Below are 13,191 nucleotides of genomic sequence, written 5' to 3'. Positions count from 1 at the left end.
TGGCGTTTTCCCAGCGAGTGACTTTGAGGTTATCACTCAAGTTTCGGAGTTCGGTTTGCTTCGAGGGCACTGGCCTACCCGGCACCCGATGCTAGTCTTTTGAGCGAACTCCGAAACTTGAGTTAGTCCGAGAAATTTAGTCGTAGCTGTAAAAACCACGCCGACTCTTGCGCCCGGTATAGCCGGCATCCACCATCTGAACCAGCAGCGGGCAGGGCCGGTATTTCGGGTCTTTAAAACCGTCGTGCAAGACGTTCATGATGAACAGACAGGTATCGAGCCCGATCATGTCGGCGAGTTTCAGCGGGCCCATCGGGTGGTTCATGCCCAGTGTCATCACCGAATCGATGGCCTCGGCCTCGGCGACGCCTTCGTATAATGTGAAAATGGCTTCGTTGATCATCGGCATTAAAATGCGGTTCGACACAAAGCCCGGCGCGTCTCGCACTTCGATGGGTGTTTTACCCAGTTGTTCGCTGAGCGATTTAATGGCATTGAAGGTTTCATCTGAGGTTTGCAGCGCCCTGATCAGTTCCACCAGTTGCATCAGCGGCACCGGGTTCATGAAATGCATGCCCATAAAACGATCGGGCCGGGAGGTTGCTGCGGCCATGCGCGTGAGGGAAATAGCGCTGGTGTTGGAGGCAAACAGCGTTTCGGCTGGGCAGAGGGCATCGAGCTTGCGAAACAGGTCGATTTTCACCGTTTCGTTCTCGGTAATGGCCTCGACCACCAGGTCGCAACCGGCAAACGCCTCAAGGTCGGTATGGGTGTGCAATCGGCCCAGGCTGGCTGAATGCTGGTCGGCCGTCAGTTTCCCCTTCTCTACGAACTTGCCCAGGCTGCGGTCGACGGCTTTTAAAGCGGTTTCAAGTTGGGCCTGCTGGTTATCGACGAGATGAACGGTATAGCCACTCTGGGCAAACACCTGGGCGATGCCATGGCCCATGGTACCGGCCCCCAGAACACCGATAGTTTGAAGTGAGTCGGTACTGAACGCAGTCGTCGTCATAGAGGGATCCTGTGGATGAGCTGTAATTTTTATTGATCCCGAGGCTAGTTTTCGTTTACGTTAACGTCAACTTGTAGCGAACCATGCGTGATGAGGCGTGCGTAAACTCTGGCAAACAGTCTGAGCTAGGCGTTGTGGCATGAGCTCGTGCTGGATACCGGGTATGCTTCTCCGGGGTCGGGCGGAATGCCGCCCACTCAACCCGTCCATGGGGCCTAGGCTTCGGCATCCATGCCTCAGACTTCCCCGGATAAGCACACCCGGTACCCGCACTTAGTTGGTTGCCAACCCAAACTAGATGATCAGACCCCACTTTTTGTGGTATCCGTATTGTAGTGGTGACCTGTGATTTATTACCTGAAGTCCCTGATCTCATGAATAAAGCGACACCCGAATTGCAAACTTTCAGCATCCGCGACCTGGCCGGTGAGTTTGACGTGACCACTCGCACCATTCGTTTTTACGAAGACAGAGGCCTGCTTACCCCCGAACGTGATGGCCAGCGCCGCATCTATCACAAGCGCGACCGCGCTCGTCTGGTGCTTATATTGCGAGGCAAACGCCTGGGCTTCAGCCTGGATGAAATTCAGCAGCTGGTCACCGCCTATGAAACCCCCGAAGATGAAATTCCGCAGTTGGAACAGTATCTGAAAACCCTGACCGAACATCGGGAGACGCTGCTGCAACAGAAGGAGGATCTCGAGAAAACCTTACAGGAGCTGGAGCAGGCGGAACGGGATTGTCGGGCGGCACTGGCCAGAAAGCAGGGCTAGGTACTCAGTTTATGAGTCGTTTGCCAGAGACTTTTCGAGGTTCACATCGTCGTGGTCATGCAAGCACAAAGCATGGTTTTCCAGCACTTCAATGACCCGGCAATGCTCCACTGTATTGCCTTCACAGACCCCTACCATTCGGGATAATTCCTCCTCCAGTGCCTGCAGCCGGGCGATCCTCGAGCGTACAGCTGTCAGTTGCTCTTCGGCAATGGCGTTGGCCTCATGGCAGGGCTCGTCGGCGTGGCGCGACAGGCGCAGCAGGGATTTGATGGCCTCGAGTGAGAAGCCGAGTTCCCGTGCATGGCGAATGAAGCGCAGCTGGTTCAGGTGGGCATCGCTGTAGCGCCGTTGGTTGCCCTCGGTGCGGTGCGGCGGTGCGACCAGGCCTATACTCTCGTAATACCGCAGCGTCTGAACAGCGCAGTTCAGGCGTTTGGCCAGCTGGCCGATGCTGTAATGCTGCATGCTTGGACACTCCTTAAAAAAAGTGCTTGAACCTACAATCATTGTAGCTAATAGACTGGGCTCTGTGTTGAACAATTGCGAGGAATCACCATGGGTCAGCAGTGTTGTGGAACCAATAACTTTGATGGCACTACCCGGGGCTACCGGCAAGCCTTGGTGGCCGTTATCGTCATTAACGCGGCTATGTTTGTGGTCGAACTACTCGGCGGTGCCTGGGCGGGTTCGCAGGCGCTGAAGGCCGATGCGCTGGATTTTCTCGGCGATGCACTGACCTATGGCCTAAGCCTGTGGGTGATTGGCCGGTCACTGCGAACCCGTGCCAGTGCGGCCTTGTTAAAGGGTATTAGTCTGGCGCTGATGGGGGTTTGGGTGCTGGGTTCAACGATCTGGCAAGTGTGGATTCTGGGCGTTCCCAGCGCTGGCATTATGGGTGCTATCGGTGTGATGGCCCTGGTGGCAAACCTGGCCAGCGTTCTGATCCTGCTGCGTTACCGGGATGGCGATGCCAACGTCCGTTCCGTCTGGTTGTGCAGCCGCAATGATGCGATTGGCAACGTGGCGGTAATCGGTGCCGCTGTATTGGTGGCGTTCACGGCCAGCCCCTGGCCGGATCTGGTGGTGGCAGCGCTGATGGCCGGGCTCTTTTTGAAATCGAGCGTCAGTATTATTCGTCAGGCTATGGGTGAGTTGCGTCTTGAGGTAACTCAATAACTAAGCTTGGAATTGGCAAAAAACCAAGTGACGGGTGCCGGGTATACCTATCCGGGGTAGTCCGCAGCATGGACTAAAACGCCTGGAGCGTTTTAGCATGAGCGAAGCGAGCCCGAAGGGTGAATCCCACGGATGGGATTCATATCATGCGGTCTAGGCCCGAGACGTCGGACCGCCATTGATGGATCTACACCGACCCCGGATAGGTATACCCGGCATCTGGCACGACATACAGGCAATCAAGCAAACCTCAACTCCAGTGAAGGAAGCCAAGGCATCATCCCAATTTACGGATCAAACCGCACCACATTGATGGGCGGCAAGTGCTTTGACAGGCATTGCCAGTGGTCGCCCTGGTCTTCACTGACCCAGAGGTTGCCGGTGGTGGACCCGAAGGCGAGCAGGTCGCCGCTGGCGTCTATGTCCAGGCTATGGCGGTAGATCAGGTCGTAGGCGGGTTCTTCGGGTAGGCCCCGGGTGAGGGTTTCGACGGTTTTGCCGCCGTCTCTGGTGCGGGTGACCACCAGCTGGGCGTCTACCGGGATGCGATGCTCATCTTTGATCGCGGGTACGAACCAGGCGGTATCGGGTTGGGTTGGGTGAACCGCGACAGCAAAGCCGAATACAGAGGGTGAGACGTCGGTGAATTCGGTCCAGTTATGGCCACCGTCTTCTGAGCGGAAAATGCCATTGTGATGCTGTATCCACAGGTGGTCGGGCGACGCCGGGCATTGCACCATGCGGTGGGGGTCTTGTGAGACCGGGTCGTAGGCCAGCTCGGGTGGCATGAAAGCCGCTCGCAAGCCCTGGCCGGTTTGCTGCCAGGTTTTTCCACCGTTGGTGCTCTCCCAAACGCCGCCGCAGGAAATGGCCAGCCGAATGGTGTTGCTGTCGTGAGGGTGTACGCAAATGGAGTGAATACCGGGTTTGTCGTAACCGCCACCAAACCATTTATCGCGCTCCGGTTTTTGCCAGAGCGCGTCGATCAGTCGCCAGCTTTCACCGTTGTCGGTCGATTTGAACAGACCGCCCGGAATGGTGCCTGCCCATAGGGTGCCGGGTTCATCATCCCCGCCTGTTACCAGTTCCCAGATCAGTTCGACCGTAGGTCCGTCGCCGTCTTCCACCTTCGGGAAGGCCGGTGTGCCAATTTCCTTCCATTCATTGGTGCCTGCCCGGGCCGCATGCAGTTTTACGCCGAAATGACCGTGGTTCAGCCCGGCATAGCGGTCGCCCGTGCGCGGGTCGGTCAGCACCATGGTGACCGGGTCGCCGAGAAAGGCCGTCTCGCTGCGTTGCCACTGGCCAGGGGCAGTGCGCGTGAATTGAAATAACCCTTTTCGGGTGCCGATGTGCACGGTTTCGTTCATGGGAGTCTCCCCCGCTTTTGTTGTTGTGTCCCGGTGTATCAGCCACCGGAGAGCGCTTGCAACACCTGCACATCAGACGACGGCTGCAGTGAGTCGGACAGGGTGTTGCGATCCTGAATCAGGGTGCCGTCAATAAAGACAGCGATGTTTTTCCGCAGCCGGTGCTGGTCATCCAGAATGTAGCCTGCGAGCGTTGGGTTTTTGGCAAAAATTTGGTGCAGCGCATCGGCAACGGTGTTTGCCTGAAGTCCGCGGGGTGGACTCGCCACATGACGTTGCAGATTGGGCGTGAAGGTAACGGTGATCATGGTTTTTGCCCGGTTGCGACAATTTGGCCAGCATAGCCTAGCTTTTAGGCATTGTCCTGTGGTTCATTCGCGCGAATATCGCAGAGGGAGAGCGGGTTATTCAGCGCGAACTGCCTCTTAAAGCGGCCCTGAAATGGCCGCATTATTTCTTCCGTCCTGACGCGCTCGTTCTATACTCAATGACCAAGCCAGGGGCTTCCCGGAGGTTGGCTTGCAACAACAAAACTTAGAAGCCTCTGAATCACTAACCCTGAGGGAGTTATTCAGAGGCTCCCTAAAGGAGACAGCGGAATGGACGTAGCAACCTTGAACATCTGGGCAATTCTGTTGGCGTCACTCATCGGCTTCGCCGTTGGCGCCCTCTGGTATTCCCCCCTGTTGTTTGCCAATGTCTGGATGCGTGAAGCCGGACTGGACGAAGAAAAAATAAAATCGGCCAACATGCCCAAAATCTTTGGGCTGTCGTTTATCTTTTTGCTGATCATGGCTTATTGCCTGGCCATGTTTCTGAATACGCCCGAGATTAACGCTGGCACCGGTGCCCTTTATGGCTTTTTTACCGGCTTTGGCTGGTTGCTGTTTGCCTTTGGTGTAACCGGGCTGTTTGAACAGCGCAGCTGGCGCTATATTCTGATTCATGGTGGCTACTGGACGGTTGTCTTCACGCTGATGGGGCTGATACTGGGCGCCTGGCGATAACGGCTGTTGCAACGCTCCGTGCAGATGCATTCAGGCGTCTGCCGGAGTAGACTCCGGGTTCATTTTGTAACCCGAATCCGAACCATGTCCTCTGCCATAACTGCGCCGGACGCAGCCCACCAGAAATTAACCGGGCTGGGCTTTGCCCTGCTGTCTGCACTTGCCTTCGGTGGGGCTGGCGCCTTTGCCAAACCGCTGATGGTGGCAGGCATGTCACCGCTGCATGTGACCTGGTTGCGACTGCTGGGCATGGTGCTGATACTGTTGCCGGTCGCCTGGCATCACCGGCGTTTGTTACGGACCCAGTGGCGTTTGCTGCTCGCCTATGGCGTGTTCCCCATCGCCGGTGTTCAGGCGCTTTATTTTGGCGCTGTATCCCGTATTCCCGTTGCCATTGCGTTGCTGATTGAGTTCCTCGGCCCCGTTCTGGTTCTGCTTTGGGTCAGTCTGGTGCGCCGCCAGCCTGTAGCCGGTTCGGCGATTCTGGGCGTTGCGCTGGCCGTACTGGGCCTGGCGGGTCTGTTGGAAGTCTGGGACGGGTTGGTACTGGATCCACTCGGTTTATTGCTCGCAGCGGGTGCTGCAGTAGGCCAGGCTTCCTTCTTCTTACTGTCTGATGCGGCACAGGACGATGTCGAACCCCTCGCACTCATTTCCATTGGTGGCGTTGTAGCCTTCTTGTCCCTGTCACTGATTGCCCAGCCCTGGGCATTGCCCTGGTCGATACTGGCGGGCGACATCACCATAGCCGGTGTGCAAACCTCGGCCATGGTGTCTGTGGTTTGGTTGGGGCTGATCGCCACGGCATTGGCTTATGTAACCGGTGTGGCGGCCATTCGCCGGTTGTCTGCTCCGGTTGCGGGCGGCGTCGCCTATCTGGAAGTGGTAACTGCGATTGTTTTGGCCTGGCTATTGTTAGGCGAGGCATTGTCTCCCATACAATTGGCAGGGGCACTGGTGGTGATTGCCGGGGCTTATCTGGCGCAACGCGCCACGCCTACTGAGAGCCCGCATCCGGAGATTACTATTGAAGCGAATGATCAATCTCCAGATTAATAGTTGCATCGAATATAACTGAAGTTTGGCATGTAACCACTGGCTGAGTGTCGGGTACCGGGCATGACTGTTCGGGGTAGTCCGCAGCAGGGACGCTGCGGTCTAGGCTCCATGGATGGATTTACGCCGACCCCGAACAGACATGCCCGGTGCCTGACACGGACGACTTGGTAGGAACGCAAACTAACCAGTGCACCTTGAGGTGGGCAGAAAACGAGTTAAGGAAGTGAGTTAAATGACAAAACCCTGTGATGTTTTTGATTACCGAAGTCTGGCCCGTCGACGTGTGCCACGCATGTTTTATGACTATGCGGATTCCGGCTCATGGACGGAATCTACCTACAGAGCCAACTCATCAGATTTTGACAAGCTGAAATATCGTCAGCGCGTTGCCGTTGATATGAGTGACCGTAATCTTGAAACCACCATGGTTGGGCAGACGGTTTCGATGCCCTTGGCGCTGGCGCCGACGGGGTTAACCGGCTTGCAATGGGCTGATGGCGAGATTCATGCTGCCCGGGCGGCGGAGAAAGCCGGTGTGCCGTTTACGTTGTCGACCATGAGCATTTGTTCGATTGAGGATGTGGCGGCACATACCGCCAGGCCCTTTTGGTTTCAGCTCTATGTCATGCGCGACCGGGATTTTATTGGGCGGTTGATCGACCGTGCCAAAGCTGCCGGATGTAGCGCCCTGGTCGTGACGCTGGATCTTCAGATTCTGGGTCAGCGCCATAAAGATGTACGCAATGGCCTCAGCGCGCCTCCGTCGTTTAGTCTGAACAGCTTGTTGCAGATTATGGCAAGGCCAGGCTGGGCGATGCGTATGCTGGGCACGAAACGGCGGGGGTTCGGCAATGTAATTGGCCATGTTAAAGGCATTGAGAACATGACCTCACTGTCGGAATGGTCGGCCAAGCAGCTGGACCCGAAACTGTCGTGGGATGACATCGCCTGGATTAAAGAGCGCTGGGGCGGGCCTATTATTCTGAAAGGCATTATGGACCCTGAAGACGCCAAACTGGCGGTAAAAACCGGCGCCGACGCTATTGTCGTGTCGAATCATGGTGGGCGCCAGCTTGATGGTGTTCCCTCCACCATTGAAGTGTTGCCAGCGATTCTGGATGCGGTCGGTGATGACATCGAAGTGCATATCGATGGCGGCATTCACACCGGGCAGGCAATGCTGAAAGCGTTGTGTCTGGGTGCGAAATCCACCTACATTGGACGGCCGTTCTTGTACGGTCTCGGTGCGGCCGGTGAAGCCGGCGTGACTGACGTATTGCGGATATTGAGGAATGAACTGGATGTCAGCCTTGCGCTCTGTGGCGAGCGCGACATTCGGGAAGTCGGGCGCCATAACCTCTATAATCCGGATGTCTTTTCGCGTTAACCAAAGATACCCAGGTACAAAAGTCGTGCGGCCTTCAGGGTTAGTACGACTTTTAAAATCGGCTGTAACTGCTCGACGGTAAATTACGATCCGTCGTGCAGTCTATACCGGTTGGCGTTACTTTAAGTGCGCCAGAGCGTTCCGGAATTGAGGGTGTTCTGACTCACCGAGCCATTCGAAGGCGACCATTTCGGTCGACACAATGTCAGCCCCCTGCTGGCGTAACCGTTGCAAGGCCAGTTCCTTGTTGGCAGGCAGTCGAGAGCCGACTGCATCGGCCACGACCCAAACCCGATAGCCCGCATCCAGCAACCCCATGGCCGTTTGCAACACGCAGATATGAGCCTCGCAGCCACCGATGATGACGTGAGTCCGGTGATCTTCTAACGCATTCAGCAGGCCACCCTCGCAAGCGTCGAAGGTATTCTTGTGCAGCGTTTGCTGGCAGTGCTGATAGATTCGATTGTCATTGGGGCCGAGCTTGTCGGGCGTTTGCTCGGTCCCGATGACGGGCACATCCAGTAACCCGGCGATGGTAGCCAGGGTAAGGGCCCGTCCGACGACCGCTTCACCATCGCTGATCGCTGGCATGAGCCGACCCTGAAAATCGACCAGGACCAGGGTGGATTTGGCGGCTGACATGAGCATTGGGGTGTCCCTCGGGCGTTCGTCTCCATAGTAAAGTCGGTTTTCTTCATAGGGCAATATCGCCTGTCAAAAAAAACCAGGAAAACCCTGACCGGGTTTTTCTGTACTCACACCAGCAAATACCCCCCATCCACGTTGACGACACAGCCGGTGGTGTAGCTGCTGGCATTGCTGGCCCAATACACTACCTGGCCAGTCATTTCGTCCGGCTCGGCGGCGCGGCGCATCGGGATGTGTGGCATCACCTGCTTCATCATCTCCGGGTTGTCGGTAATGGCACTGGCGAACTTGGTTTTGGTCAGGCCGGGCAGCAGGCAGTTTACGCGAATATTGTGGCGGGCCCACTCTTTAGCGTGGGCTTTGGTCATGGCGATGACGGCTGATTTGGTGATCGAGTACACGCCCTGAAAATCACCGGGTATCACACCATTTACTGAGGCGATGTTAATGATGCTACCACCGGTTTTCTTCATCGACTGGCCGACCAGGTTGGTCATGTAAAAATAACCGCGAATGTTGACTTCCAGTGTTTTATTAAAGGCATCGAGCGGTGTCTGGTCGATGGGCCCGAAGTAAGGGTTGGCAGCGGCGTTGTTTACCAGAATGTCGATTTTCCCATGGTGTTCCAGCAGGGTTTGAACCGTCATTTCCATGGCATGCAAGTCGCCGATGTGACACGCCGCGGCTTCCCCTTTACCACCTTTTGCGACTATTTCGTCGACCACTTCGGCACAGGCTTCGGCCTTGCGGCTAGTGACGATGACATAGGCGCCCTGGTCGGCCAGTGCATGGGCAATGGCGGCTCCGATGCCTTTGCTGGCACCGGTGATCAGGGCAATTTTTCCGGTTAAATCAAAAGGGTTGGTCATGGTCACTCCGTTTTATGTGTGCTTATGTCGGTTTGATGGCCATTAATGAAACGTCAGCCAGTCGGGTTGGTCGACAAAGTGCTGGGTTTGGTTCATGCCTTGCAAGCGCCATTGGCCTCGCTGCGATACTAGTGCGGTAACAGAGGCATTGTGCAAACCCAGGTTAATGCGCATGGCGGCTGCGGCATCCAGTTTCAGTGCCTGGCAAACCAGAGCAGATATCACCCCACCCGAGGTAAATACCCAATGCGTGTTATCGTCATCCAATGTCGACAGCACTGCGGCGGTTCGAGTAGTAAAGTCGGTCCAGCTTTCGGTGTAGGGCGCGTCGGTGCCGGCATCGACCCAGCGTTCGAGGGCGCCGCGAAATACCGATAAAAAGGCCCGTCCGGGGTGATCTTCGCGGCCAAGGTCTTGTTGCATTTGGGCCGGGTCCTGCCAGTCGGGGCGGTGTTGGCGAACGATGTCGAGAAAGTCGAATTCGTTCCAGCGGGCATCGGCAGTTGCGGCCTGTTGGTCGCCGATTTGTTCGCCAAACACCGACTCGCTCTGACGCTGACGTACCAGGGTGCCGCTGTGGCGCAGGGCCGGTTGCCAGTAGGGCCGGTAGTAGTTCGCCAGGTGCTGAATCTGCAATCGGCCCAGGGCGCTGAGCGAATCGTAGTCGAGTACATCGCGCGCGGCCTGGCCGTGTCTTACCAGATAAACGGTGGCCATTATCCGATCCGTTCCTGGCAACGCTGGTGCAGGTGGGCGACCACGGTGCCGAAGCCGGCAAAGCGTTTGTCCTGGGTCTGGCCCTGAAAAAACCGCGCGTATATCTGTTGCAGGATTCCGGCAAGACGAAATAGGCCGAAGACGGTGTAAAACCGGAAATCGACTGGCGCCAGCCCGCGTGCTTTAACATAGGCCGCCACCAGTTCATCGCGCGTCATCATGCCGGGCAAATGAGTGGGCTGGGGGCGAATGGCCAGCATGGCGGGGTGGTCACCGGCTTCCACCCAATAGGCCAGGGCGGTGCCGAGATCCATCAGCGGGTCGCCGAGGGTTGCCAGCTCCCAGTCGAGTACGCCGCGCACCCGGAAGTCACTCGGGTCGAGTACCAGGTTGTCGAACCGGTAGTCGTTGTGAATCAGGCAGGCGGGTTGTTCTTCGGGCTGATGCTGTGCAAGCCATAAACCGACATCGTCGAAGGCGGGCACATCGGGGGTTTGGGCGCGGGCCAGTCGCTCGGTCCAGCTGCTTACCTGGCGTTCAATGTACCCCTCGCCTTTGCCGAGCGCTGACAACCCGGTCGTTGTTACATCAATGCTGTGCAACTCGGCGAGGCCGTTAATGAAAACCTGGCAGAGGTGGCGGCACTGCTCGTGCGCGAGATCGGTGGGGGGTGTTCGCCGCAGTATCAAACCGGGTATGGCTTGCATCAAATAATAATCGCAATTGAGCACCGGCGAGTCGGTCACAATCAGACGCACTGACGGGGCTTTCGGATAGTGCGGGTGCAGTGCCTGCATCAGCTCGGCTTCGCGCACCATATTGTGCGCGCCTTTTGGCAAAGGGCCGTGCGGTGGCCGACGCAGAATCAACACCTGGTCCGGATACGCCAGTCGATAGGTGAGGTTCGAGGCGCCACCGGGAAACTGGGTTACCTCGGGCGTGCCAGTGAGGTCAGGCAGATGCGTTTTCAGCTCCCGGTCCAGTGCCGCAACATCCAGCGACTCGCCCTGGCGCATGGTAATGGTGGGGTCGGTCTGGCTCATTGCGAGGCTCCTGTATCGGGGCGGGCTTTGGCCGGTGCCGGTTGCTGTCTCATCATCACCGCATGCAAGACACGGTAGGAGAACCGTTTCAGATACCAGAGCCAGCGTTCACGGGCATGAGGCAAGACCATAAACTGACCACGATCCGCCGCATCGACGATGGTTTGCGCCACCTGGTCGGCACTGAGCTTGCCGTTTGCCATGAGTTTTTCAACGGCTGCCCTGGCTTTGCTTTCCTGCGGGGGAATGCTGTCGGTCAGCCGGGTTTTAAAGAAAGCCGGGCAGGCGACTGTTACGCCGATATCGACGGGTTGCAACTCTTTATGCAAGGTTTCCGATAACGACACCAGCGCCGCTTTGCTCGCACTGTATGCCGACATATGGCTAGCCGATAACAGACCGGCCATTGAGGCAACATTCACAACACGCGCACGCGGTGCCGCTTCCAGTAGTGGCAGCAGCAACCGGGTGAGCCGGGCCGGTGCGAAGACATTGATGCCGAATACGGCCTCCCAGTTGGCATCGGTCTGGTGTTTCAAAGTACCGATGCTGCCGGCAATACCGGCGTTGTTGTAAAGACGGGAAACCGAAGCGGTGACCGACCTAATGTGGCTCGCCAGGGTTTCACACTCTGCTACCTGAGTCAGGTCACAGGCAAAAAAGTGAACGTTGCCAGCCAGGGCGTCGGCACTGGCCTTGCCCTGTTCGGCGTCCCGGTCGACCAGAATAACCCGGTCACCCCGGGCGACGTGTGCTTTTGCCAGCGCAAACCCCAGGCCGTTGGCGCCCCCGGTAATGACCACGGTATCGGGCGTGTTGGAAGTGGGCATCAGTGCTTGTCTCCGTAGCGTTTCAGTTCGAGTTTGGCGATGGTGGCGCGGTGCACTTCATCCGGCCCGTCGGCCAGGCGCAGCACGCGACCGCCCGCCCAGAACTCGGCCAGTGGCAGGGAATCGTCTACTCCGGCACCACCGTGCATCTGAATGGCATCGTCGGCAACCTGTTGCATCAGGTTAGCGGCAACCACCTTTATTTGTGCAACTTCCGACAAGGCACTGCGCACACCCTCACGGTCAATCAGCTTGGCCGTATGCAGGCACAGCAGGCGCGCCTGGTTAATGGCGATACGGTGGTTGGCAATTCGCTCCCGGTTACCGCCAAGGTCGACCAGCGGCTTGCCAAAGGCGGTACGTGACAGACCGCGTTCTATCATCAGTTGCAGCAGGCGTTCCGCCGCGCCAATGGCGCGCATGGCATGATGAATCCGTCCGGGCCCGAGCCGGCCCTGGGCAATTTCAAAGCCACGGCCCGCTCCGGCAATCAGAGCCGACGCTGGCAAGCGGACGTTATCGAACCGCACGACGCCATGACCGTAGGGTTTGTGCTCATTACCGAAGACGCTCAACAGCCGCTCGACCGTGACACCGGGGGCGTGGCGAGGTACCAGGACCATCGAATGCTGCTGGTGTCGCGGCGCCGTCTTGCTGCTGCGGCCCATGAAAATCAGCACCTCGCAGTTCGGGTGACCGGCACCGGTGCTCCACCATTTGGTGCCATTAAGCACGATCTCATCGCCTTCCACCACAGCCGTGGCTTCCATGTTGGTGGCGTCAGACGAAGCCACCTCCGGCTCGGTCATACAGAACGCCGAGCGAATCTCGCCTTTTAGTAGCGGTGCCAGCCATTGCCGTTGCTGCGCGTCGCTGCCGTAATGCAGCAATACTTCCATGTTGCCGGTGTCCGGTGCATTACAGTTGAACATCTCCGGCGCCAGTAAGCTTCGGCCCATGGCTTCTGCCATAAAGGCGTACTCATAGTTGCTGAAGCCCTCAGTCGGCACGCTCGGTTCATCTGGTAACTGTTGAGTGTTTGGGGGCAGGAAGAGGTTCCACAAACCGGCCTCGCGATTGCGCGCTTTTAACGCCTCGATTTCGGGCATCAGCTCCCAACCCCGGTCCGGGTTTTTCATCGCTTCGGCAAAAGGGCGTTCGAGCGGAATGATGTCGTTCCCGACACTGGCCTGCACCCTGGCAAGGGTGTCTTCGGCGCGTTTGGACAGATCGTAGACCATGGTGGTTCCCGTCAGCAGAGGCGTGCTTGCAGTCTAGCCAAGGTCAACGTATAAAA

General features: G+C 57.4%; 15 protein-coding genes. 5 read left to right on the top strand and 10 right to left on the bottom strand.

All coding sequences use genetic code 11. The features are described from left to right. Positions 1 to 136: 136 nt before the first annotated feature. The gene (locus ABJT94_RS20730; protein ID WP_348476664.1) at positions 137 to 1,012 is read right to left on the bottom strand and encodes a 3-hydroxybutyryl-CoA dehydrogenase; all 876 of its coding nucleotides are present in this window, start codon (positions 1,010 to 1,012) and stop codon (positions 137 to 139) included. Between the two features lie 374 nt (positions 1,013 to 1,386). Between ABJT94_RS20730 and ABJT94_RS20725 the strand changes: the two genes are divergently transcribed. Beyond that, positions 1,387 to 1,785, top strand: a complete 399-nt coding sequence (locus tag ABJT94_RS20725; RefSeq protein WP_348476663.1) for a MerR family DNA-binding transcriptional regulator — start codon at positions 1,387 to 1,389, stop codon at positions 1,783 to 1,785. Positions 1,786 to 1,794: 9 nt separating this feature from the next. Here ABJT94_RS20725 and ABJT94_RS20720 read toward each other — a convergent pair whose 3' ends face one another. Then, positions 1,795 to 2,253 (bottom strand): helix-turn-helix domain-containing protein, encoded by a 459-nt coding sequence (locus tag ABJT94_RS20720; protein WP_348476662.1) that lies wholly within the window; start codon positions 2,251 to 2,253, stop codon positions 1,795 to 1,797. 90 nt (positions 2,254 to 2,343) lie between these two features. Here ABJT94_RS20720 and ABJT94_RS20715 point away from each other — a divergent pair, with 90 nt between their 5' ends. After that, positions 2,344 to 2,964, top strand: a complete 621-nt coding sequence (locus tag ABJT94_RS20715; protein WP_348476661.1) for a cation transporter — start codon at positions 2,344 to 2,346, stop codon at positions 2,962 to 2,964. A 287-nt stretch (positions 2,965 to 3,251) separates the two neighbouring features. Here the strand turns inward: ABJT94_RS20715 and ABJT94_RS20710 are convergent, their stop codons facing one another. Further along, entirely contained in the window at positions 3,252 to 4,334 is a 1,083-nt protein-coding gene (locus ABJT94_RS20710) for an exo-alpha-sialidase (RefSeq protein ID WP_348476660.1), read from the bottom strand. Between the two features lie 38 nt (positions 4,335 to 4,372). Next, a complete protein-coding gene (locus ABJT94_RS20705) occupies positions 4,373 to 4,642 on the bottom strand; it encodes a MoaD/ThiS family protein (RefSeq protein WP_348476659.1) in 270 nt (89 codons plus the stop codon). A 291-nt stretch (positions 4,643 to 4,933) separates the two neighbouring features. Between ABJT94_RS20705 and ABJT94_RS20700 the strand changes: the two genes are divergently transcribed. From ABJT94_RS20700 to ABJT94_RS20690, 3 genes are all read left to right on the top strand, one after another. Then, on the top strand, positions 4,934 to 5,341 hold the full coding sequence (locus ABJT94_RS20700) for a DUF1761 domain-containing protein (protein WP_348476657.1): 408 nt from the start codon (positions 4,934 to 4,936) through the stop codon (positions 5,339 to 5,341). Between the two features lie 84 nt (positions 5,342 to 5,425). After that, positions 5,426 to 6,397, top strand: coding sequence for an EamA family transporter (locus ABJT94_RS20695; RefSeq protein ID WP_348476656.1), 972 nt, complete (start codon positions 5,426 to 5,428; stop codon positions 6,395 to 6,397). A gap of 235 nt (positions 6,398 to 6,632) precedes the next feature. Continuing rightward, positions 6,633 to 7,787 carry an alpha-hydroxy acid oxidase gene (locus tag ABJT94_RS20690; RefSeq protein WP_348476654.1) on the top strand — a complete coding sequence of 385 codons (1,155 nt, stop codon included), beginning with the start codon at positions 6,633 to 6,635 and terminating at the stop codon, positions 7,785 to 7,787. A gap of 117 nt (positions 7,788 to 7,904) precedes the next feature. On the opposite strand, the gene ABJT94_RS20685 is transcribed toward ABJT94_RS20690, so the two are convergent. The 6 genes from ABJT94_RS20685 to ABJT94_RS20660 all read right to left on the bottom strand — a co-directional run bounded on the left by ABJT94_RS20685 (position 7,905) and on the right by ABJT94_RS20660 (position 13,135). Further along, entirely contained in the window at positions 7,905 to 8,435 is a 531-nt protein-coding gene (locus ABJT94_RS20685) for an isochorismatase family protein (protein WP_348476652.1), read from the bottom strand. Between the two features lie 107 nt (positions 8,436 to 8,542). After that, positions 8,543 to 9,304 carry an SDR family oxidoreductase gene (locus tag ABJT94_RS20680; RefSeq protein WP_348476651.1) on the bottom strand — a complete coding sequence of 254 codons (762 nt, stop codon included), beginning with the start codon at positions 9,302 to 9,304 and terminating at the stop codon, positions 8,543 to 8,545. 42 nt (positions 9,305 to 9,346) lie between these two features. After that, complete coding sequence (locus ABJT94_RS20675; protein WP_348476650.1) at positions 9,347 to 10,021, bottom strand: histidine phosphatase family protein; 675 nt, start codon at positions 10,019 to 10,021, stop codon at positions 9,347 to 9,349. Then, positions 10,021 to 11,064, bottom strand: a complete 1,044-nt coding sequence (locus ABJT94_RS20670; RefSeq protein ID WP_348476649.1) for a phosphotransferase family protein — start codon at positions 11,062 to 11,064, stop codon at positions 10,021 to 10,023. Before ABJT94_RS20670 ends, ABJT94_RS20675 begins: the two co-directional genes overlap by 1 nt. Further along, positions 11,061 to 11,894 (bottom strand): SDR family NAD(P)-dependent oxidoreductase, encoded by an 834-nt coding sequence (locus ABJT94_RS20665; RefSeq protein WP_348476648.1) that lies wholly within the window; start codon positions 11,892 to 11,894, stop codon positions 11,061 to 11,063. Before ABJT94_RS20665 ends, ABJT94_RS20670 begins: the two co-directional genes overlap by 4 nt. Further along, complete coding sequence (locus tag ABJT94_RS20660; protein ID WP_348476647.1) at positions 11,894 to 13,135, bottom strand: acyl-CoA dehydrogenase family protein; 1,242 nt, start codon at positions 13,133 to 13,135, stop codon at positions 11,894 to 11,896. The genes ABJT94_RS20665 and ABJT94_RS20660 overlap by 1 nt, the downstream gene beginning before the upstream one ends. Between the last annotated feature and the right edge of the window lie 56 nt (positions 13,136 to 13,191).

Origin of the sequence: Saccharospirillum sp. (assembly GCF_039982735.1) — a bacterium.
Taxonomy (GTDB): domain Bacteria; phylum Pseudomonadota; class Gammaproteobacteria; order Pseudomonadales; family Natronospirillaceae; genus Saccharospirillum.
The sequence above is the reverse complement of the archived record's forward strand: the minus strand, read 5'-3'. Positions and strand labels throughout refer to the sequence as shown.

What these genes read in the sequence shown, in the direction of transcription:
- ABJT94_RS20730 (WP_348476664.1), bottom strand. Translation starts at nt 1,012, where the DNA reads ATGACGACGACTGCGTTCAGTACCGACTCACTTCAAACTATCGGTGTT.
- ABJT94_RS20725 (WP_348476663.1), top strand. Translation starts at nt 1,387, where the DNA reads ATGAATAAAGCGACACCCGAATTGCAAACTTTCAGCATCCGCGACCTG.
- ABJT94_RS20720 (WP_348476662.1), bottom strand. Translation starts at nt 2,253, where the DNA reads ATGCAGCATTACAGCATCGGCCAGCTGGCCAAACGCCTGAACTGCGCT.
- ABJT94_RS20715 (WP_348476661.1), top strand. Translation starts at nt 2,344, where the DNA reads ATGGGTCAGCAGTGTTGTGGAACCAATAACTTTGATGGCACTACCCGG.
- ABJT94_RS20710 (WP_348476660.1), bottom strand. Translation starts at nt 4,334, where the DNA reads ATGAACGAAACCGTGCACATCGGCACCCGAAAAGGGTTATTTCAATTC.
- ABJT94_RS20705 (WP_348476659.1), bottom strand. Translation starts at nt 4,642, where the DNA reads ATGATCACCGTTACCTTCACGCCCAATCTGCAACGTCATGTGGCGAGT.
- ABJT94_RS20700 (WP_348476657.1), top strand. Translation starts at nt 4,934, where the DNA reads ATGGACGTAGCAACCTTGAACATCTGGGCAATTCTGTTGGCGTCACTC.
- ABJT94_RS20695 (WP_348476656.1), top strand. Translation starts at nt 5,426, where the DNA reads ATGTCCTCTGCCATAACTGCGCCGGACGCAGCCCACCAGAAATTAACC.
- ABJT94_RS20690 (WP_348476654.1), top strand. Translation starts at nt 6,633, where the DNA reads ATGACAAAACCCTGTGATGTTTTTGATTACCGAAGTCTGGCCCGTCGA.
- ABJT94_RS20685 (WP_348476652.1), bottom strand. Translation starts at nt 8,435, where the DNA reads ATGCTCATGTCAGCCGCCAAATCCACCCTGGTCCTGGTCGATTTTCAG.
- ABJT94_RS20680 (WP_348476651.1), bottom strand. Translation starts at nt 9,304, where the DNA reads ATGACCAACCCTTTTGATTTAACCGGAAAAATTGCCCTGATCACCGGT.
- ABJT94_RS20675 (WP_348476650.1), bottom strand. Translation starts at nt 10,021, where the DNA reads ATGGCCACCGTTTATCTGGTAAGACACGGCCAGGCCGCGCGCGATGTA.
- ABJT94_RS20670 (WP_348476649.1), bottom strand. Translation starts at nt 11,064, where the DNA reads ATGAGCCAGACCGACCCCACCATTACCATGCGCCAGGGCGAGTCGCTG.
- ABJT94_RS20665 (WP_348476648.1), bottom strand. Translation starts at nt 11,894, where the DNA reads ATGCCCACTTCCAACACGCCCGATACCGTGGTCATTACCGGGGGCGCC.
- ABJT94_RS20660 (WP_348476647.1), bottom strand. Translation starts at nt 13,135, where the DNA reads ATGGTCTACGATCTGTCCAAACGCGCCGAAGACACCCTTGCCAGGGTG.